The sequence below is a fragment of the Lentzea aerocolonigenes genome (genome assembly GCF_000974445.1).
Lineage (GTDB): Bacteria > Actinomycetota > Actinomycetes > Mycobacteriales > Pseudonocardiaceae > Lentzea > Lentzea aerocolonigenes.
This window is the reverse complement of record NZ_BBOJ01000012.1, coordinates 74719-93908: the sequence shown is the minus strand read 5'-3', so window position 1 is coordinate 93908 and position 19190 is coordinate 74719. Positions and strand designations below refer to the sequence as shown.

The window sequence follows — 19190 nt, the reverse complement described above, 5'->3', positions numbered from 1 at the left end:
GGCGGGCGCGAATGGACCACGAGGACACGCCCCGGATCGGCAACGACATGTCGGCGAGCATCACCGGTGCGGTGCTCCAGGCAGGCATTGTCCAGGGCGACGTCCACGTGCGGCACGACGCAGGCGCCGCGCGGTTCACGCCGCACCAGCTGCCCGCTCCCACACCGGACTTCGTGGGTCGTCGCCGTGATCTGGAGTGGCTCGACGGCCACGCCGGAACCGGCTCGGTGATCAGCGGAGCCGCCGGCATCGGCAAGACGGCGCTGGTGTTGCAATAGGCTCATTCCGCGCGCGCCGAGTTCCCGGACGGCCAGCTGTACTACGACCTCCGCGGGTTCGGCTCCCACGAGGCGGTGACGTGTTCGCGGGCCCTGTACGGGTTTCTGGTGTCCGGCCTTTGCTACCCAGCGGTTCGGGCTGCGCCGTGTTGATCACCAGCAGGAACCGCCTCACCAGAGCGGGGCACCGACGTGGACGAACGCCGTTCGGGCGGTGCCGGTCTCGCCGGGCCGCCTGCGCTCGCGGTGTCGGCCGGGTACCGCAGGCCACCGGAGCCGCCGTGCGGCACCGACTGCCTGTTCCCCATCACTTCCGTCCTGCCGATACTCAGTGTCGAGGTATGCCGGGTCACCTTCCTGGCCGACGCCGCAGCCGGTACCACTGCTCGTCGGGCCGCAGCACGGCTTCCATCAGTTTCGGCAGCGTGATCTGCGACGGTGCGACGTCGGTGATGGACCACTGCGGGAACGCCTGCTCGATCTCCTCGCGGTCGGCACCGCGGATCAGCGGGCGTCTGCGGCGTGGCCAGGCGATGAGCAGCAGCGTCGCGTCGGCGGCGGCCACCGCAGTCACCTCCCTGCCCATGGCGCGCTGCTGGTCGGTGTCGAAGTCGTGGAACGTGCCGGAGTCCACGATCAGCCGGTAGCCGGAGCCGACACCGGCGGAGCGCAGGTCGGTCACATCGCCGTGGACGAGTCGCACGTCGACGCCCGCCTCGGCCACGCGGTCCCGCGCCCGGCGCAGCGCCTTCTCGACGAGGTCGATCCCGGTGACCTGCCATCCGCGTTTCGCCATCTCGACGGCCCAGATGCCGCTGCCGGTGCCGAGGTCGAGCGCGGGGCCGAACGGGCGTTCGCGTCCCGCCTCCTCGCGGTCGAAGAGCTCGGAGAGCTTGTCGACGAACGGCCGGTCGGTCGCCGCGTCCTCCCACGGGTGGAAACCGATCGAGTAAGCCAGTTGGTAGTGCATGACGTCCTCCTGACGAGCCGGGGCCACCGACGTTAGGAGCCGGAGAGCGGTCCCCACATCGGGAGAACTGTGGACGTGGCGACCGGCGGGTCGTCAGTACTTCAGAGGAGGCCCTGCTCGTAGGCGTACGCGGTGGCGGCCGCCCTGCTCGGCAGACCGAGCTTGGCGAGGATGTGGCTGACGTGGCTGGCGACGGTCTTCTCGCTGATCACCAGGTGCGCGGCGATCGCGCGGTTGGTGCGTCCCGCCGCGACCAGGGCGAGCACCTCGCGTTCGCGGCTCGTCAGGAGCCCGGTGTTCGCGCTGTCGAGCCGGCCCAGGTCGGGAGCGGCTCCCAGCGCGCGGAACACCGATCGCGCCACGTCCCACTCGGCCGCGGCGCCGTCCCTGTCACCCAGAGCCTCGCAGGCGAGTCCGATGTGGACGCGTGCGCGCGCGTTCTCGTGGACCGCGCCCAGCGAAAGCAGGACGCTTGCCGCCGGTCGCAATGCCGCTAGCGCGGCGGCCGGGTCGTTCGCGGCGAGCAGCACCGCGCCGGTGGCGGTGCCCGCCCGTGCCTTCAGCAAGGGCGTGCCGAGCCGTGCGGCGTGTCCCGCCAGCTCGTCCGCCGCGGCCCGCGCGGTTGTGATGTCGTGGCACGCCAATGAGATCTCGATGAACGCGGGCAGCAGCGCGCAGCGGCGGAGTGGTTCGCCCGCCTCGTCGAGCGCCCGGCGCACACCGCGGTGAGCGGCGTCGGTCCTGCCCTGGGCGAGCCGCAGCAACGCCAGACCCGGCTGGGGATCACGACCCCACAGCGCGGCCTCCTGGTAGGCCTCCTCGGCGTCGGCGAATCGCCCGGCCGACCGGTGCAACTCGGCGCGTTCGTAGCCGGCGGAGGCGAGGGTCGCCGGCCCGGCCGTCGGTGCGAACAGCTCCTGAACGCGGTCGAGCTCACCGGCCGCGGCCGTCCAGTCGCCGTGCAGCCGCATCAGTTCGGCGCGGTGCACCAGACACTGACCGCGGTACAGGACCAGCCCCCGCTGCCCCTCGCACCACCTGCTGAGCTCCTCGGTCCACTCCCGCGCCCGGCGCACGTCGAACAGCTCGCCGCAGCCCTCGATCACGGTGCAGTACAGGTCACCGACGGCGAGTGGCGAGATCTCGTGCAACGCGACCGCCGCGATCGCCTCGTCGAGCAGCGCCAGCCCCTCGGCGACGTCGCCGAGGTAGATCAGGCAGCGCCCCTCACCGGCTCGGGCCAGCGTGGTCAGCTCGGCGGAACCGAACCGTTCCCCGATCTTCACCGCCTGCGTGAAGGCGGCGTGCGCGGGCACCACCTCACCCTGCAGCACGGACCGCAACCCGGTCAGGTACCTGAGGTAGCCCTGCTCGACGCACTCGCGTTCGTGCAGCAGCCGCCGGGCGCGGTCGGCCCACCCGCCGCCACGCGCGAAGTCGCCCTTGTTGATGAGGCCGAACGCGAGCCAGAACGCGCACCGCACCGCGCGGGGCGCGTCACCGGAGGTCAGCTGGAAGGCACGGGCCCACGCGCCGGCGCTCTCGGTGTCCTCGCCGGCGAGGAACGCGGCCTCGGCGAGCAGCACGAGGTCGTCGGCACTGTCGGCGCCGGCCAGGGACCGGTGCGCGACCGGCCAGTCCCGCCGTGCGTGCGCGGCCCGTCCCCGCGCCAGTGCGGCCTCGTCCGCCACCTGGGAAACGGTACGGCGCGCCCCGGCCGGATGCGCGGCGAACGCCTCAACGGGTCTTTCAAGGCGGTCTCACAAGGCCGGCGGCGGCCCCCGTAGGGTGCGCGGCGGACGTCTCACGCAGAATGCCGGTCGTGCTGCTGGAGGCGAGGCTCCTCGCGACGGTGTCCCGTCTCGCGGGCCCGGTCCGCGGCGCCGGTGTCGTCCTGATCAGCCTCTTCGGCGCGTTCTCGACGGCTTCGGCGCTCGGGTGGGCCCTGTTCGCGTTCGTCGCGGTGACGGCGGTCGCGGACTTCTGGCTGCCGCGGGTGGCGCTGCCGGTGGCGTTCGTGCGCGTGGTCGTGCTGTCGGTGGTGCTCGGCGGCGAGGGGCAGTGGGTGCTGACCGTCCTCACCACGACGCTGATCACCTGGCAGTGGCAGTGGCCGTTGCGGGTCACGGTGCCGGCGACGGCGGCGTTGCTGGCGGTGCAGGTGGCGGTGGCCGGGCCCGGGGTGCTGGTGCGGGCCGTGCTGGAGTCGGTGCTGGCGCAGGTCGCGTACGAGCTGTTGCGGCGGTCGAGCCGGCGGGTCGACGTGGTGCGCGAACGTGCCGCGGAGCAGAGCCGGGCGGCGGCGGTCGCTCTGGACCGTGGCCGGAGAGAGCGCGAGTACCTGGCGTTGCTGCACGACACGGCGGCGGCGACGTTCCTGATGGCCGCGCACGGTGGTGATCCGGTGGAGGTGGCCGCGCAGGCACGGCGTGATCTCGTGGTGCTGGCCGAACGGGGTGAGGCGGAGGGGACCGTGGACCTCGGGGCGGCCCTCGCGGCGGTGGCACGGGACAGCGGAGTGGCGGTGCGGATGTCCGCCGAGGTCGTGCCGGTGCCCGCGGGTGTGGCGCTGGCGTTCGTGCGGGCGGTGCGGGAGCTGCTCGTGAACGTCGAGCGGCACGCTGGCACTCGCGAGGCGGAGCTGACGGTGTCGCGGGGTGCGGCGGTGGTCGGTGCGGGCGGGCGAGGGGTGATTCGCGGCGGCGCGGCGGTGGTCGACGCGGAGGGCGGGGGTCGGCTCGTTCCCGGTGGTGCGACTGCGGTCATCCGGGACCGCGGGCAGGGGTTCGTTCCCGACGACGTGCCTGAGCACCGGCGCGGGCTGCGCGGATCCGTCGTGGACCGGCTGCGGGCCGTCGGAGGAACCGCGTCGATCGACTCCGAACCCGGCCGCGGCACGACCGCCAGTCTGGTGTGGCCGCATGACTGACCACGCGGTCTTCACCACCACCCGGCGGGTTCTGCTCGTCGTGGTCGTCGCGACCCAGCTCGTTCTCGCCCTTCCCGCCCTCGTCGAGCACGGGAGCCCCGCGCCGTGGATCGCGTACGCCCTGCTCTGCTGCGTCCTCGCGATCGTCGCCGGGCACGTCGCGGCCGGCCGGTCGGAGCGGTTCCCGGCTGTCGCAGGCGCGGTCGTGCTCGCCGCCTCGGTGCTCGCGACGACGGCGTTGCCCGAAGGAGCGTCCTTCGGGCCCGCTGACTGGGCGTTCGGGCTCATCGGCTGGTACCTGCTGCTCGTGCTCGTCGAACGGCCCGTGCTGCTCGTTGCCGCCCTCGCAGCACACGTGTGTTTCTCCGTCGCGTGGTTCGCGCACGCGGGCAACGGGGACGTCGGCACGGCCGGGGTGGTGATCCTCAGCGGCACGAGCTTCCAGGTCGGCGTGCTGGTGATCACGGGGGTGCTGGTGCGCGACGCCCGTCTCGCTGCTGCTGCGGCGGCGGAACACGACGACGCCCGCACCCGTGAAGAGCTTGCCCGCCAACGGGAACAGGACCTCAAGGCCGGGTTCGAAGGCCAGCTCGGCGCGCTGCTGCCGTTGCTCGCGGACCTCGCCGACGAACGGGTGAGCGTGGCCGACGAGGCGACCCGGCTGCGGTGCTCGGTGGCGGCGGTGCAGCTGCGCAGGTTGTTCGCGGAGAACGACGACGTGCCCGACCCGTTGCTGCACGAGCTGACCGCGTGCGTGGACGTCGCCGAACGACGGGGTGTGGCCGTGTCGCTCGCGGTCAGCGGCACGGCCACGCCGGTGCCGACGGAGGTGCGGCGCGAGCTCGTGGCGCCGATGGCCCAGGCGCTCGCCGCCGCGACCGGACGTGCGAAGGTGAGCCTCCTGCGGACCCCTTCCGAGGTGCGGGTCGCCGTCGTGGCGGACGCCGGGGACGTGCTGCCGCACCGCGGAACGGTGGTCACGGTCGAGACGAGTGTCCACAGCGGACTGGTGAGGAGCGAGGCGAGATGGCGGACGACGTGACGGCGGTCGTGGTCGACGACCATCCCGTGGTGCGCGCGGGGGTGGCGCACTGGTTGTCCTCCGCGGGCATCACGCTCGTGGCGAGCGGTGAGAGCGCCGAGGTGGCGTGGACCGGCCCCGGTGCCGGCGCGTCGGTCGTCGTGCTCGACCTGCACCTGTCCGGCGGCACGCCCGCGACGTCCGCGCTGCGCAGGCTCGTCGAGGACGGGCGCAAGGTCGTCGTGTACTCGATGCGCGCCGACGACGAGATCGCCTTGCAGTGCCTGGAGATCGGGGCGTTGAGCTACCTGACCAAGGCCGAGGGCGCCGACCACCTCGTGCAGGCCGTGCGCGCGGCGGCAGCGGGTCATTCCTACACACCACCGGCGCTCGCGGGCGCGCTGGCGGGCGACAGGTCCGAGACCCGTCCCGCGTTGTCACCGCGGGAGACCGAGGTCCTCGTCGAGTGGTTCCAGTCCGAGTCGAAGGAGTTCGTCGCCCAACGGCTCAACATCACGCTCAGCACGGTGAACTCGCACCTGGAACGGATCAGGGTGAAGTACGCCGCGATCGGCAGGCAGGCGCCGACGAAGGCCGCCCTGGTCGCGCGGGCAATTCAGGACGGGCTGATCGGCCTCGACGACCTCTGAGCCGTGTGGTGTGAACGACCGATACCGCCACTCGGACCACCGGCCTAGCCTCCTCGGCATCCCCGCTTCCGCACCGAGGAGTTCCGCAGTGACGCACGCCCGTGGCCCCTTGTTCATCGTCGTCGCCGCGACGGCGGGACTGCTGCTGTCGGCGTGCGGCTCGGAGACCACCGGCACGGCGGCTCCCGCGTCCACCGAGACGACGACGAAGGAGACCGCCACCACGACCTCCGCCGCACCGGTCGCCGCCGGCGGTGACGTCACCGCTCCCGGCACGAAGCTGAAGGTCGGCGCCCGCGCGGTGCTGCCGTACGCGTCGAGCGGCAAGAACGGCACGATCGCCGTCACGGTCACCGCCATCGAGGCGGGCGCCAAGGAGGACCTCGCGAAGTTCGGCGACAAGGCCAAGAACATCACGCCGTTCTACCTGCGGGTGAAGGTCGAGAACCTGAGCGGCACCGACCTGAGCTACACGTCGGTCTCCGTGCGCGGCCTCGGCGCCGACGGCAAGGGCACCGGCGTGATCATCAGCGGTGACACGGCGAAGTGCGACTCCAGCAGCGCGCCCAAGACGTTCTCCACGGCGGGTGCGACGTACGAGACCTGCGTGCTCAGCGGCGCGCCGGACGGACTGGCAGTGGCAGCCGCCGAGTACAACCGCGGTGACGGCTACGACAAGTCGCCCGTGCTGTGGCAGAGCTGAACCGCTAACGCCTCTGCACCAGCCCGTTGACGTGCGCGTACGCGACGGCGTGCACCCGGTCCCGCAGCCCCAGCTTCGCCAGCACCCGCGAAACGTGCGTCTTCACCGTCTCGTCCCCGACGTGCAGCCGCGCCGCGATCTCCGCGTTGCTGTACGCCTCCGCCACCAGGTGCAGCACCTCGCGTTCGCGCGCGGTCAGCAACTCCAGCTCCGGCGGCGTCGGGGGAGGGGCGAGACTCACGGCGAACCGTGCGATCAGGCGCTGCGTCACGGACGGGTCGATCAGCGCGTCGCCGCGTGCCGCCACCCGGACCGCGGAGATCAGCTCCTCGGGCGGCAGCGACTTCAGCAGGAACCCGCTGGCGCCGGCCTTCAACGCGCGGTAGACGTACTCGTCGGTGTCGTAGGTCGTGAGCAGCAGGACCTTGGTGCGGTTCGCGGGGTCGGAGAGGATCATCTCCGTGGCGCCCAGCCCGTCGAGCTTGGGCATCCTGATGTCGAGCACGGCCACGTCCGGACGCAGCCGCGCGACCTCGGACACGGCCGCCTTGCCGTCGGCGACCTCGGCGACGCACTCCAGGTCGGGCTGCGTGTCGAAGATCGCGCGCATGCCCGAGCGCAGCATCGCGTGGTCGTCGGCGAGCAGCACCGTCAGCGGCATGACGCCTCCAGGGGGAACGTGACGACGGTGCGCCAGGTCCGGCCGTCCGGTTCGAGACCGGACCGGGTCGTGCCCGCGAACATGCCCGCGCGGTTGCGGATGCCCACCAGACCGCGGCGCACGGAGCCCGAGTGGCCGTTGCCCGCACCCGCCGTGTTCTGCGCGGCGACGGTGAGCGATTTCCGCCCGTACTCCAGGGTCACGGTCACGCCGGACGAGTCGCCGTGCCGCAGGGCGTTCGTCAGCATCTCCTGGATGATCCGGTAGACGGTGACGTCCAACGACTCCGGCACGGCGCGGTGCTGCCCGCTCACCTCGAGACGGGCGGGAGTGCCGGCCGCGCGCACGTTGTCGAACAGCTCGTCGAGGTTGTCGAGTCCAGGCTGCCGCGCGCCCTCCGGCTTGTCGCCGTGCAACAGGTCGAGCAGGTGCCGCAGGTCCACCATGGCCGCGCGGCTCGCGATCTCGACCGACCGCAACGAGAGCGCGGGCTTCGCGTCGCCGTCCGGCAGGCTGAGCCGGGCGGCGCCGGCGTGCAGGCCGATCGCGCTCACGTGGTGCACGATCACGTCGTGCAGGTCGCGGGCGATCGCGCTGCGTTCCTCGGTGATCGCCTTCGTGACCGCCGCCGTCGCGTCCCTCTTCTCCATCTCCGAACGCTTCTCCAGCTCGGCGAGGTAGGCGCGGCGTGCCGTCGTGTACCGGCCGACGAGCCACGGCAGCACCGCGGCCTTGGCCACCACGAGCAACGTCGTCGGCGGGGTGTGGTGCGCGGCGAACGAACAGATGGCCAGGCTGGCCGAGAGCACGCCGAGCGACGCCCACGCCGGGGTGCCGCGCAGCCAGGCCCCCGCGCGGTAACCGGCGATCAGCAGGCCCGCGTCGTTGGCGTCGATCCCTCTTCCGATCGAGAGGAGGACGATCACCGGGACCGCCGCCTGGGCCGCCGCGACCCAGCCGGACAACTTGGCGGGCCCGGCCAGCATCGCGTCCACCGCCAGGGTCATGGCGAGCACGATCGCGGTCTGCCACGCCGGTTCGCGGTCGAGCAGCACGAACCCGCCGTCCGTGATCATGCACACGGCGGCGACCAGCCACGACTGGTGTTTCAACGGCAGTTTGATCGGGTCCATCACCGTGAATCTTGCCGGATCGAGGCCCTGAGGTCTTCCCGCTTCGCAGGGGTCGGAAATCCCCCGCGCGGGGGACCCGGTTTCAGCCGGAAACGTGACGCCTCCTTGCCGTCGTGATCGCTACTTTCTGCCACGATGAAGCGAAGTGGTGTGATCTTGCTGCTCGCGCTGGGGGCGATCCTGGGGATCGCGGCACCGGCGGCGGCCGACGGCGTGATGTCCGGCGGTGACGTTCACGTCGCGCAGAGCCTGGGCGACCGCGACCTCACGGTGATCATCCGGAGGGTCGCGGAGGTGCCGGGACCGGTGCACGTCGACGTGGTGACGCACGCCGGTTCACCACCGGGCGAGGTCACGCTGACCGCGCGTGCGGCGGGTGCGCCGACCAGCACGGCGAAGGTGGTTCTCGGTGCCACGCCCGGCTTCTACTCGGGTGTCGTGCAGGTGGACAGGCCCGGCCCGTGGGAGCTCGCGGTCGACGAGGCGACCATTCCGTTCGTCGTCCCGGCGGTGGTGGCGTCGCCGTGGGAGAAGACGACCTACGGCGGGTTCATCGCCGCCGGCCTGTTGTTGTTCGTGGCACTGGGTTTCGCGGTGTTCGGCAGGCCGGGCCTCGCGCTCGTGCCCACGGCGGGCATGGTCGCCGCGATCGCCGTGGGGGTGACGGCGGCGTTGCTGTCACCGAGCATTCCGCCGGTCGCCGCTCCTGGCACGCAGCTGGATCCGACCTACGACAACGTGATGAACCCCTACGAGCGGACGTCCACAGCGGACTTCTCGCGCCCGCCGGTGAACCTCGTGCCGAGCCTGAAGGGGCAGGACCTCGTGCTCAGCCTGACCGACGGATCGTCCGGCAGGCCGGTGGACGACCTGCTCGTGCACGACAGCGCGTTCATCCACCTCGTCGTGGTGTCCCCGGCGGGAAACCTCCGGCACCTGCACCCGGTCCGCACCGCTCCCGGCGAGTACCGCGCCCGGCTGCGCGACCCGGAACAGGGCACGCACGCGATCGCCGCGGAGATCGCCCGGCGCGGTGGGGGAGTGCAGCTGCTGCGTTCCCGCGTCGACGTCTCCGGAACGGCCGCCGCCACCCCGCACGACGGGAAAGCCGAGCTGACTGAGGAGATCCGGGAGGCGGGCAGGCCGAGCACGATCACCGCGCGGTTCGGCGAGCGTGATCTGCAGCCGTGGCTGGGCATGCTCGGGCACATGATCGTCGTCGGCCCGGTCACCGGCGCCGCCGCCGACGCGCCGATCTGGGCCCACGTGCACTCGATGATCCCGCCGACGCCCGGCCTGCCGGACCAGCCCGACGAGAGCGTCGCCGCCTACGGGCCGGACGTGCCGTTCACGTACTCGTTCCCGTTGCCCGGCAAGTACCTCGTGTGGATCCAGGTCGAACGGGACTACTCGGTCGTGACGGTGCCCGCGGTCGTCGAGGTTCCGGCGGCGAAGGGGGTGGCGGAGAAGTGAAGCGTGCGGTGCTGATCGCGTTGGCCGTGGTCGTCGCGGCCGCCGGTGCGCTGGTCGTGCTGTGGCCGCGTGCCGTCGAGGCCCAGCCGCAGCTTGCGGAGAGCGCGCAGCTCAGGTTCGTGCTGACGCCCGCGAGCACGAAGTCCGGCAGCAACACGTTCGACCTGCGGATCACCGACCGCGCGGGCAACCCCGTGCCCGGCGGTGACGTGACGGTCGAACCGGCGATGCCGCGGATGGGGCACGCGATCGCCCCGATCACCGCGCGGCAGCTCGAACCCGGTCACTACCAGGCCGCCGACGTCGGCCTGTTCATGGCCGGGCAATGGGAAATCACCGTGTCACTCAGCGCGGAGCGGGTCGTCATCCCGCTGCTGCTCACCTGAAGGGGGAGGATCACCAGTGGACATCACGGCGGCTGCGGCGCCGGTCAGGGTCGGTGCGCCGAGGGGGCTGGTCCCGGCGAGCGTCGTGCTCGGCGGCACGCTGCTCTCGCTCATCGGCCTGACCTGGGACATCCAGTGGCATTCCGACGTCGGGCCCGACACGTTCTTCACGATGCCGCACCTGTTCCTGTACGCGGGCAGTGCGGTCTCCGGCCTCGCGAGCCTCGCCGTCGTGCTGATGACGACGGCGAACGAGAAGCGTGACAAGGCCGTCGACCCGATCGTCGGCGGCCGCGCGGTCGGTGTCTTCGGACGCACGTTCGCCGCGCCCGTCGGCTACCTGATCTCCGGCATCGGCGCGGCCCTGTTCCTGATCTACGGCCTGTGGGACCAGTGGTGGCACGGCCTGTACGGCTTCGACGCGGTGATCGACTCTCCGCCGCACATCGGGCTGCTGCTGTCGGTCTCGATCACGATGGTCGGCGCCGTCATGGTCTTCGCGGTGGCACGTGAGCAGAGCTGGGGAACGTACGGCGTGGCGGGGACCGCGGCGGTGTTGCTGGTGTTCAGCATGGTCACCGTCCTCGGTCTGCGGGCCCTGCCCGGCGGGATCGTCAACACGGTCTCGGTGGGCAGCGCGTTCTTCTCGGTGATGATCCTGTTCATGGGCGCGCACCTGCTGAAGCGCCGCGGCGCCGCCCTGACCGTCGCGGTGATCGTCGCGGTGTTGCAGGCGGTCTTCTGGTGGTTCTCGCCGTGGGCGACCGAGGTCTACGCCGACGCGACCGGTCTGCCGTTGCGCGACTACACCGACGGCATTCCCGCGCTGCCCAACATGATCCCGATGTGCCTGATCGTCGTCGCGATCGCCGCGGAACTGCTGCACAGGCTCCCCGCGTGGATTCCCGGCGCGGTCGGCGGCCTGATCATCACGGCGTGCTCGCCGCTCCAGCGCATGCTCACGTACGGCGTGCCGTTCCCGCACCTCGACAGGTACCTGGCCACCGTCGTGGCCGGCGTGATCTTCGGTGCCGCCGCCGGGATGCTCGGCCGGCGGTTCGGCCAGATGCTCCGCCACCTCGCACCGGCAAGGGAAGGCCGCCATGCGTAAGACGATTCTGGGACTGCTGGGCGCGGCCGGCCTCCTGCTGGGCCTCGCGTCCCCGGCGCTCGCGTTCGAGCCGGTGAACGTCGTCCACACCGAGAAGGTGCAGGCCGGGCCGTACGATCTGACCGTCGGCTTCAGCACGTGGCCCGTCAGAGCCATGCAGTCGCTGGACTTCACGTTCGCGCCGGCGGACGGGATCACGAGCAAGACCGGCACGCTGACCCTCGTCCGCGGCACGAAGCTGGTGGACGACAGCCCGCTGGCGCGCCACCCCCGCAAGCGGGAGGTGTGGGGACTCGACGTCTTCGCGCTGCCCGAGCCGGGGACGTGGACGTTCAAGTTCGCCATCGACGGTCCCGCGGGCCCGGCGACCGGTGAGCTCAAGGACCTCCAGGTGATGGACCAGCTCGGCCCGCCGATGGGACTGTCCTGGGCCATCAGCACGATCCCGTTGTTCGGCCTGATCGCGCTCATCGTGATCGCGTGGCGCCGGACCCGGACCGTGGTGTGAACCTGCGCCGGCCTGCGTCTCCCCCGCAGGCCGGCGCGTCTTCTCACAGCGAGAGGTCGTAGAGCGTCTGCCCGCCTGCCGAGGTGGCCTGGTAGTTGGCCGCGACCCATTCCGCGATCTCGCTGTTCCCGCCACGGCCGCCGCCGCCCGCCACGAAGTACCGGACCTTCCCGGCGGCGACGAGTGCCTTGAACTCGTCCAGCGTCGGCGCGGGATCGCTGCCGTTCCACCCTCCGATCGCGATGACCGGCCGTCCGGACGCGAGCTGCAACGACGCCGCGCTCTGCGCACCGACCGTCGCGGCCGCCCACTCGGAGTCCGTGCCCTTCAACAACTGCACGACCGCCGTCGAGGACTGTCCCTCCCGCATGCCGCCGCCGCCCTGCTGGGTGCGCGGGCCGGACAGCGGGATCGACCCGGTGTGCGTGGTCGCGGCGGTGGCGAACGCGTAACCGGAGCTGCCGAGCAACGCCGCGGCCACCAGCACGCCCACGAGCCAGCGACGTCCGTTCACACCGAACACCAGCGCCAGCACCACGATCGCGGTGACGGCGAGCAGAACCCAGCGCAGCCAGGGCATCCACGCCGGCGTGCGGTCGAGCAGGATGAAGCCCCACACCCCGGTCGCCGCGACCATCGCGGTCAACGCCATCCGCACCGGGAAGTGCGAGCGGCCGCGCCACAGCTCACTTCCGGTGACGCCGGCCAGCGCGGCGATCCCCGGCGCCAGCGCCACGGTGTAGTAGGGGTGCGTGATACCGCTCATGAAGCTGAACACCGCACCGCTCACGAGCGTCCAGCCGCCCCAGATCACCAGCGCCGCACGAGTGCCGTCGGTCCGGGCCGCACGACGGGTGAACCACAGCCCGGCGGCGAGACCGATCAACGCCGCGGGCAGCAGCCACGAGATCTCCGGGCCCATGCTGGCACCGAACAACCTGCCGATGCCCGTCGAGCCGCCGAAACCGATGTTGCCGTTGCCGCCCATGCCTCCGCCGCCGGGTCCGCCACCCTCGTCGCCGAAGATCCGGCCGAGACCGTTGTAACCGATCGCGAGCTCCCACAACGAGTTGTTGGTCGACCCGCCGATGTACGGGCGGCTGTCCGCGGGCCACAGCTCGACCAGCGCGATGTACCACCCGGCCGAGACGACCACGGCGAGACCGGCGCCGAGCAGGTGGAGGAGGCGTTTGGGCACCGAGGTCGGTGCGGCGATCAGGTAGGCCAGCGCGAGCGCGGGCAGCACGAGGAACGCCTGCAGCATCTTGGTGAGGAACGCGAACCCGATCGCCGTGCCCGCGAGCGCGAGCCACCACGGGCTCGCCGCCTCCAGCGCCCGCACGGTGCAGTACGCGGCCGCGACCATCAGCAGCACCAGCAACGCGTCCGGCAGGTTGAACCGGAACATCAGCGTGGCCACCGGGGTCAGGGCGAACGCGGCTCCGGCGAACAGCGCGGCGTGCGCGCCGGACGTGCGTTTGACCGTCGCGTAGAGCAACGCCACCGCCGCCACGCCCTCGATCGCCTGGGGTGCGAGCACCGTCCAGCTGGAGAAGCCGAACGCCTTCGCGAACAACCCGCTCACCCACAGGAACGCGGGCGGCTTGTCGACGGTGATCGTGTTGCCGGGGTCGAGCGAGCCGAACAGCAGCGCTTTCCAGCTCTGCGAGGCCGCTTGCGTTGCTGCTGCGTAGAAGTCGTTGCCGTAGCCGGAGGCGGTGAGGTTCCACAGGTACAGGAAGGCTGTGCCGGCGAGCAGGCCGAAGAACGCGATGCGATGGGACACGTTCCTCTTCGGGCGTGTGTCCGGTGCCGGTGGGGCGGTGGGCGCGGGGGCGAGGGTGGCGGTCATGCCGGGACCTTTCCGAGTTCGGTGACCGGCAGGGCCGGCGATGATCGGCGCAACCGCGCGATGCCGCGCAGATCGGCGAGTGCGGTGGCGAGGATGTCGACGCTGGAGTCCGGGTCGTCCACCCAGTCGACGGGGACCTCGTGGATGCGCAGCCCCGCGCGTTCGGCGAGCACGAGCAGCTCGGTGTCGAAGAACCAGCAGGTGTCCTCGACCAGTGGCAGCAGCCGGCGCGCGACGCTCGTGCGGATCGCCTTGAACCCGCACTGCGCGTCGGTGAAGTGCACCGCGAGCGTGGCGCGCAGCAACACGTTGTAGCAGCGGGAGATCACCTCGCGCTTGAGCCCGCGGGTGACGCGGGCGCCGTGCGCGAGCCTGCTGCCGATGGCGAGGTCGGAGTGCCCGGACAGCAGCGGCGCGACCAGTGGCGCGAGCGCGCGCAGGTCGGTGGAGAGGTCGACGTCCATGTACGCCAGCACTTCCGCGTCCGAGACCGACCAGACCTCCTTCAACGCGCCACCGCGGCCCTTGCGCGGGAAGTGGACGTGACGCACCTGGTCGTGCGCCCGCGTCAGTTCCTCCGCGATGGTCAGCGTGCGATCGGTGCTGGCGTTGTCCGCGATGGTGATGCGGAAGGAGTGGGGGAACAGCGCGGGGAGTTCGGTGAGCAGCCGGTCCACGCAACGCGGGAGGTCGCGTTCCTCGTTGTAGACCGGGATCACCACGTCGAGAGTCGTCATGACGCGTCCAGTTCGTAGAGAGTGGTACCGGCGACGGTCGTCGCGGTGTAGTTCGCGGCGACCCATTCGGCGATGCGGTGGGCGCTGTCGCTGCCGCTCTCGCCGCGCATCATCCGTCCGGCGGCGACGAAGTAGTGGATCTGTCCGTTGTGGACCATCGCCTGGAACTGCTCCAGGGTCGGCGCGGGATCGGTGCCGTTGAACCCGCCGAGCGCCATCACGGGCTGCCCGCTGGCGAGCTGCAGCCCGGCCGCGTTGTTGGAGCCGATCGTCGCGGCGGCCCACTTGTACGCGCTGGCGTTGCCCTGCAGGAGAGATGCGACCTGGGCGTCCGGTGTGGTGGCGTCGAGCAGCCCGCCACCACCGCCGCGCATCCGGCCGCTCGCCGGGCCCGCGACGGGCAACGCGCCGGTGTGCGGTGTGGTGACGGTGGCGAACGAGTACGTGGTGGGGCCGAGCAACGCGGCCACGAGGGCGACGGGGATGGCCGCCCGCATCGAGAGCACCAGCCCGACCGCCGCGATCAGCCCTGTCATCAGCACGATGACCGCGACCGCCGTGGAGAATCCCTCGACCAGCAGGTAGCACTGGATCGCGCTCAACGCGACCGAGCCGGACAGCACCGCTGCCGCAACGGGTTCGTTGCGGCGAGCCCACAGCTCGGTGGCGGCGATGCCGACGACTGCGGCGATCGCTGGAGCGAGAGCGACGGTGTAGTAGGAGTGGATGATCCCGTTCATGAAGCTGAACACCGCCGCGGTGACGACGAGCCAGCCTCCCCACAACGCGAGCGCGGTGCGCGTGCGGCCCTTCATCAGCCACAGCCCGGCGATCAGCAGGACCACCGCCGCCGGGAGCAGCCACGCGATCTGGCTGCCCATCTCCGAGCTCAGCAGACGGCTCCAGCCGGGCGTGCCCCAGCCGCGGCCGCCGCCGACGCTGCCGACCTCGTCACCGGTGATCCGGCCGAGCCCGTTGTAGCCCAGGGCCAGTTCGAGCACGCTGTTGGTCTGGGAACCGCCGATGTACGGACGGTCCGGCGTGAGTTCGACGGCGACGATCCACCAGCCGCCCGCGACCACCATCGCGCCTGTCGCGCCCAGCAGGTGTGCGACGCGCTTGGGGATCGAGGTCGGTGCGGTGAGCAGGTAGACCAGCGCGAACGCCGGCAGCACCAGGAACGCCTGCAACATCTTGGTGAGGAAGCCGAACCCGACCGCGACGCCCGCGAGCGCGAGCCAGAACGGGCTGGCCTTCTCGACAGCTCTCGTGACGCAGTAAGTGCCCGCCACGAGGAGCAGCACCAGCAGCGCGTCCGGGTTGTTGAACCGGAACATCAGCACCGCGACCGGCGTCAGCGCGAGCACCGCGCCGGAGATCAGCGCGGCGGCGGGGGAGAACCAGCGGCGGACCGTCGCGTAGAGCAGCCACACGCTGCCGACGCCCATCAACGCCTGCGGCACGAGGATGCTCCACGCGTTGACGCCGAACAGCCGCGCGGACAGGCCCATCACCCACACCGAGGCGGGCGTCTTGTCGATCGTGATCGCGTTGGAGGCGTCCGACGAACCGAAGAACCACGCCTTCCAGCTCGTCGCGCCGGCCTGGGCCGCCGCGGAGTAGTAGGCGTTGGCCCAGCCCGAGTCGCCCAGCCGCCACAGGTAGAGCGCTCCGGTGGCGATGAGCAGGGCGGCCGGCGCCAGGCGTTCTCGTCTCATGCGGACGAGGTTCGCGGCCTATCCTGGGTCGGTCGTGTGCCTCTGCTGTGAAAGACCTGTGTGCAAGGAGACGGTGAACGTCGTCCGCCCCGGCACGCTCGCCACGGACACGTCACCGTCGTGCGCGCCGACCACGGCGGCGACGATCGAGAGCCCGAGCCCGGTGCTGCCCGCCGCGCGCGACCGTGACCCGTCGCCGCGCGCGAACCGTTCGAACACCTGGAGGTTCTGCGGGATGCCCGGTCCGTCGTCCGTGACGGTGAGCTGTGTCCGTCCGTTGTGGACTGACAGGCCGGTGGTGACGGTGGTGCCCGGCGGGGTGTGCGTGCGGGCGTTGGACAACAGGTTGGCGAGCACCTGGTGCAGCCGTTGGCCGTCGCCGACGACCACGACCGGGGCGGTGGGCAGCTCCAGTTGCCAGCGGTGCTGCGGGCCCGCGATCCTGGCGTCACCGACCACGTCCAGCACGAGCCGGGACAGGTCGACGTCCTCGCGTTCGAGCGGACGGCCCGCGTCGAGCCGTGCCAGCAGCAGGAGGTCCTCGACCAGGGCCGTCATGCGCAGCGCCTCGGACTCCACCCGGCTCATGGCGTGCGCGAAGTGCGGTGGCACGTCCTCGTTCGCGCGCCGGGCGAGCTCGGCGTACCCGCGGATCGAGGCCAGCGGGGTGCGCAGCTCGTGCGAAGCGTCCGCGACGAACTGCCGCAGCCGCAGTTCGCCGTCGTGCCTGGCTTTCAGCGCGTCGCCGACGTGCCCGAGCATCCGGTTGACCGCCGCGCCGACCTTGCCGACCTCGGTGCGCGGATCGGTGTCCTCGTCCGGGACGCGTTCGGCGAGCGCGACTTCTCCTTCGTGCAACGGGAGTTCGGAGACGCGGGCTGCGGTCGTGGCGACGCGGTCCAACGGCACGAGTGCTCGTTGGACGATCTTCCTGCCCACGAGCACCACGGCGGCCGCGCTGGCCGTGGCCAGTCCGAGGAACAGCCAGATCATGTTCCACAGCACGGCGTCGGCCGCGCCCGTGGAGAGGCCCTTGATCCGCATCCGGTCGGTGACGACCCGGAACTCGCCCGCCTCACCGAGATCGACGGTCTGGAGGCCGCCCGGCAGTTGCGCGAGTGCTTCGATCCCGGACGGGGAGAGCTGGCGGGGTGCGGACCACTCCGGCAGCTCGATCGTGCCGGAGATCGTCCCGTCCGGGCCGATCGCGGCGTTGATGCCGAGCGCGGGCCCCGGTGATCCGGGCGGCGGCTGCTTGAGCGTCGTGACCTCGCGGTCGAGGTTGCTGTCGAGGAACTCGCGCAACGCGAGCGCGGAGACACCGCCGATCACCAGGCACACGACGGTGAGCAGGGCGATCTGGCCGGCGATGAGCTTGCCGCGCAACGTGCGGGGCCGCAGTGGTGAGGTCATGGTTCGCGCCATCGTGGCCGCTGTTGCTGTGCACGAGCTGTGAACGGTCCACAGGTGGTGCTGACGTGCCGCACAGGCTCAGCACAGAAACCGCCGCGACGGTGGTCGTCATGACCGAACAGCAACCCCAGGAGTGGGGCTCACCCGACACCACCCCTCGCCAGGGGTGGAACGTGAAGAAGACCGTCGCCGCGGTGGCCATCGCCGTCGGCATCGCGGCGGCCGGTGGCGTGGCGATCTACGCGGCCAGCGGCACGCAGACCGAGGCCACGGGCGGCCCCGGCGGCATGGGCGGCATGGGCGGCACCCCACCGGACGGCGGTGGGGGACCGCGCGGACAGGCGTTCGGCTCGGCGACCCACGGCGAGTTCCAGACGGGTTCCGTGACCTCGCTCAGCGACACGTCCATCGAGGTCAAGTCGACCGACGGGTACACGAAGACCTACGTGGTGGATGCCGACACGGTGATGGAAGGCGTCGCGCAGGGCGACACGGTGACCGTGATCGCCGAGACCGAGGACGGCAAGGCGGTGGCGTCGAGCGTGGTCGAGCCGGGGCAGCGCGGTCAGCAGCAGGGTCAGCAGCAGGCGCCGCCCACGAGGTGACGCGAGCCGTGTGCGGACGGTTCTGTCCGCACACGGTGTTGCGTTCTCAGGAATGCGGGCAGGTGTCCCGGTACTCCTCGATCAGCGTGCTGGGCTTCGGTGGCGGGCAGAGGAACTGCTCGTAGCGGGTGTCGTTGTCGATGAACCGCTTGAGCCACGAGATGCTGTACTTGGCGATCGTGACGTTGGCCGAGTTCGGTGCGAGGTGCGAGGCGTTGTTGAGCTCGAGGTACGCCTTGTCCAGTGTGGACGGCATACTCGTGTAGAACGGCTCGGAGTGCTGCGCGACCGGCGCGATGGAGTCGTTCTCCGCGCCGATCACCATCGTGGGGACGGTGACCGCCGGCCAGCTCTTCGTGGTGTGCCAGGGGGTCAGCGGAATGGCCGCCTGGAGCGCCGGCCGCTGGGTGGCGGCGCGCAGGGACCCACCACCGCCCATCGAGTGCCCCATGACACCGAGCCGCGTGGCGTCGATCCGCGACCGCACGGTGCTCTGCTGCGTCAGGTAGTCCAACGCCGCGAGCAGCTGGGTGGCCCGCTGGTCGGGCTGGTCCCAGATCGTGATCGTGTCGATGGTGATCACCACGAAGCCCTGGGACGCGAGGCGCGGCCCCAGCCACGAGATGTTGGCCTGCGTGCTGATGAAGCCGGGCGAGATCGCGACCGCGCCGAACGTCCCTTGCTCGGTGCTGGTCGGGTAGTAGATCGTGCCGCCACCGAAGCCCCCGACCGTCGCCGGCACGGTGGTCTCCGCCGTCGCGAACGGCCCGCGAGCCGCCTCGATGCTCGCGACGGTGGGAGCGGGCCCGCGTTCGTACGGGTTGGCCGCGGCCTGGGCGGTGCCGGTGCTCGTGAGCAGGATCGTGAGCGCGATGGGTATCAGGGTTCGGAGTTGCACGGCGCTGTACACCTCATTCGGCAGGGGACGGTGAGGCTTCGACCCTGCAACCCCGGTTCGCGCGTCCGCATCGGTGGAACCACCGGTCTGTCGCGGACAACTTCGGTGGCAAAACTAACGGTGGTAGGTGAATTTCGGCCTGAG

The 19190-nt window shown here is 71.3% G+C and carries 18 protein-coding genes and 1 pseudogene; 10 read left to right on the top strand and 9 right to left on the bottom strand.

The features are described from left to right. The first annotated feature begins 11 nt into the window (after window positions 1-11). On the top strand, window positions 12-278 hold the full coding sequence (locus AOM45_RS23200; protein ID WP_030467189.1) for an ATP-binding protein: 267 nt from the start codon (window positions 12-14) through the stop codon (window positions 276-278). Window positions 279-627: 349 nt separating this feature from the next. Here the strand turns inward: AOM45_RS23200 and AOM45_RS23195 are convergent, their stop codons facing one another. After that, window positions 628-1248 (bottom strand): class I SAM-dependent methyltransferase, encoded by a 621-nt coding sequence (locus AOM45_RS23195; RefSeq protein WP_030467188.1) that lies wholly within the window; start codon window positions 1246-1248, stop codon window positions 628-630. Between the two features lie 101 nt (window positions 1249-1349). After that, window positions 1350-2939 (bottom strand): LuxR family transcriptional regulator, encoded by a 1590-nt coding sequence (locus AOM45_RS53655; protein ID WP_051783169.1) that lies wholly within the window; start codon window positions 2937-2939, stop codon window positions 1350-1352. A gap of 131 nt (window positions 2940-3070) precedes the next feature. On the opposite strand from AOM45_RS53655, the gene AOM45_RS23185 reads away from it, so the two are divergent. From AOM45_RS23185 to AOM45_RS23170, 4 genes are all read left to right on the top strand, one after another. Next, window positions 3071-4177 (top strand): sensor histidine kinase, encoded by a 1107-nt coding sequence (locus AOM45_RS23185; protein WP_236703806.1) that lies wholly within the window; start codon window positions 3071-3073, stop codon window positions 4175-4177. Continuing rightward, window positions 4170-5219 (top strand): hypothetical protein, encoded by a 1050-nt coding sequence (locus AOM45_RS23180; RefSeq protein ID WP_030467185.1) that lies wholly within the window; start codon window positions 4170-4172, stop codon window positions 5217-5219. The genes AOM45_RS23185 and AOM45_RS23180 overlap by 8 nt, the downstream gene beginning before the upstream one ends. Beyond that, window positions 5204-5848, top strand: coding sequence for a response regulator transcription factor (locus AOM45_RS23175; protein WP_030467184.1), 645 nt, complete (start codon window positions 5204-5206; stop codon window positions 5846-5848). Before AOM45_RS23180 ends, AOM45_RS23175 begins: the two co-directional genes overlap by 16 nt. Window positions 5849-5936: 88 nt before the next feature. Then, the gene (locus tag AOM45_RS23170) at window positions 5937-6551 is read left to right on the top strand and encodes a hypothetical protein (RefSeq protein WP_030467183.1); all 615 of its coding nucleotides are present in this window, start codon (window positions 5937-5939) and stop codon (window positions 6549-6551) included. Window positions 6552-6555: 4 nt separating this feature from the next. Here AOM45_RS23170 and AOM45_RS23165 read toward each other — a convergent pair whose 3' ends face one another. Both AOM45_RS23165 and AOM45_RS23160 read right to left on the bottom strand, forming a co-directional pair. Next, the gene (locus AOM45_RS23165; protein WP_030467182.1) at window positions 6556-7212 is read right to left on the bottom strand and encodes a response regulator; all 657 of its coding nucleotides are present in this window, start codon (window positions 7210-7212) and stop codon (window positions 6556-6558) included. Next, window positions 7203-8345, bottom strand: coding sequence for a sensor histidine kinase (locus AOM45_RS23160; protein WP_030467181.1), 1143 nt, complete (start codon window positions 8343-8345; stop codon window positions 7203-7205). Before AOM45_RS23160 ends, AOM45_RS23165 begins: the two co-directional genes overlap by 10 nt. A 135-nt stretch (window positions 8346-8480) precedes the next feature. On the opposite strand from AOM45_RS23160, the gene AOM45_RS23155 reads away from it, so the two are divergent. The 4 genes from AOM45_RS23155 to AOM45_RS23140 are packed head-to-tail and all read left to right on the top strand — an operon-like array spanning window position 8481 to window position 11823. Next, window positions 8481-9818: a DUF8832 domain-containing protein gene (locus AOM45_RS23155; protein WP_030467180.1), complete on the top strand. Its 1338-nt coding sequence runs from the start codon at window positions 8481-8483 to the stop codon at window positions 9816-9818. Beyond that, window positions 9815-10204 (top strand): FixH family protein, encoded by a 390-nt coding sequence (locus AOM45_RS23150; protein WP_030467179.1) that lies wholly within the window; start codon window positions 9815-9817, stop codon window positions 10202-10204. The genes AOM45_RS23155 and AOM45_RS23150 overlap by 4 nt, the downstream gene beginning before the upstream one ends. A 16-nt stretch (window positions 10205-10220) precedes the next feature. After that, complete coding sequence (locus AOM45_RS23145; protein ID WP_030467178.1) at window positions 10221-11315, top strand: hypothetical protein; 1095 nt, start codon at window positions 10221-10223, stop codon at window positions 11313-11315. Then, the gene (locus tag AOM45_RS23140; protein ID WP_030467177.1) at window positions 11308-11823 is read left to right on the top strand and encodes a hypothetical protein; all 516 of its coding nucleotides are present in this window, start codon (window positions 11308-11310) and stop codon (window positions 11821-11823) included. The genes AOM45_RS23145 and AOM45_RS23140 overlap by 8 nt, the downstream gene beginning before the upstream one ends. Before the next feature lie 43 nt (window positions 11824-11866). On the opposite strand, the gene AOM45_RS23135 is transcribed toward AOM45_RS23140, so the two are convergent. The 4 genes and pseudogenes from AOM45_RS23135 to AOM45_RS23120 form a co-directional block, all read right to left on the bottom strand. Beyond that, window positions 11867-13675, bottom strand: a complete 1809-nt coding sequence (locus AOM45_RS23135) for a mannosyltransferase YkcB-related protein (protein ID WP_030467176.1) — start codon at window positions 13673-13675, stop codon at window positions 11867-11869. Window positions 13676-13689: 14 nt separating this feature from the next. Further along, a pseudogene (locus tag AOM45_RS23130) lies at window positions 13690-14412 on the bottom strand (dolichyl-phosphate beta-glucosyltransferase); the annotation flags it as partial. Beyond that, complete coding sequence (locus AOM45_RS23125) at window positions 14409-16130, bottom strand: ArnT family glycosyltransferase (RefSeq protein ID WP_030467174.1); 1722 nt, start codon at window positions 16128-16130, stop codon at window positions 14409-14411. The pseudogene AOM45_RS23130 and the gene AOM45_RS23125, both read right to left, overlap by 4 nt. An 18-nt stretch (window positions 16131-16148) precedes the next feature. Beyond that, a complete protein-coding gene (locus AOM45_RS23120; protein ID WP_051783168.1) occupies window positions 16149-17543 on the bottom strand; it encodes a sensor histidine kinase in 1395 nt (464 codons plus the stop codon). Between the two features lie 110 nt (window positions 17544-17653). Here AOM45_RS23120 and AOM45_RS23115 point away from each other — a divergent pair, with 110 nt between their 5' ends. Then, entirely contained in the window at window positions 17654-18148 is a 495-nt protein-coding gene (locus AOM45_RS23115) for a hypothetical protein (protein ID WP_030467172.1), read from the top strand. Window positions 18149-18194: 46 nt separating this feature from the next. Here the strand turns inward: AOM45_RS23115 and AOM45_RS23110 are convergent, their stop codons facing one another. After that, the gene (locus AOM45_RS23110; RefSeq protein WP_030467171.1) at window positions 18195-19046 is read right to left on the bottom strand and encodes a poly(ethylene terephthalate) hydrolase family protein; all 852 of its coding nucleotides are present in this window, start codon (window positions 19044-19046) and stop codon (window positions 18195-18197) included. Window positions 19047-19190: the final 144 nt, after the last annotated feature.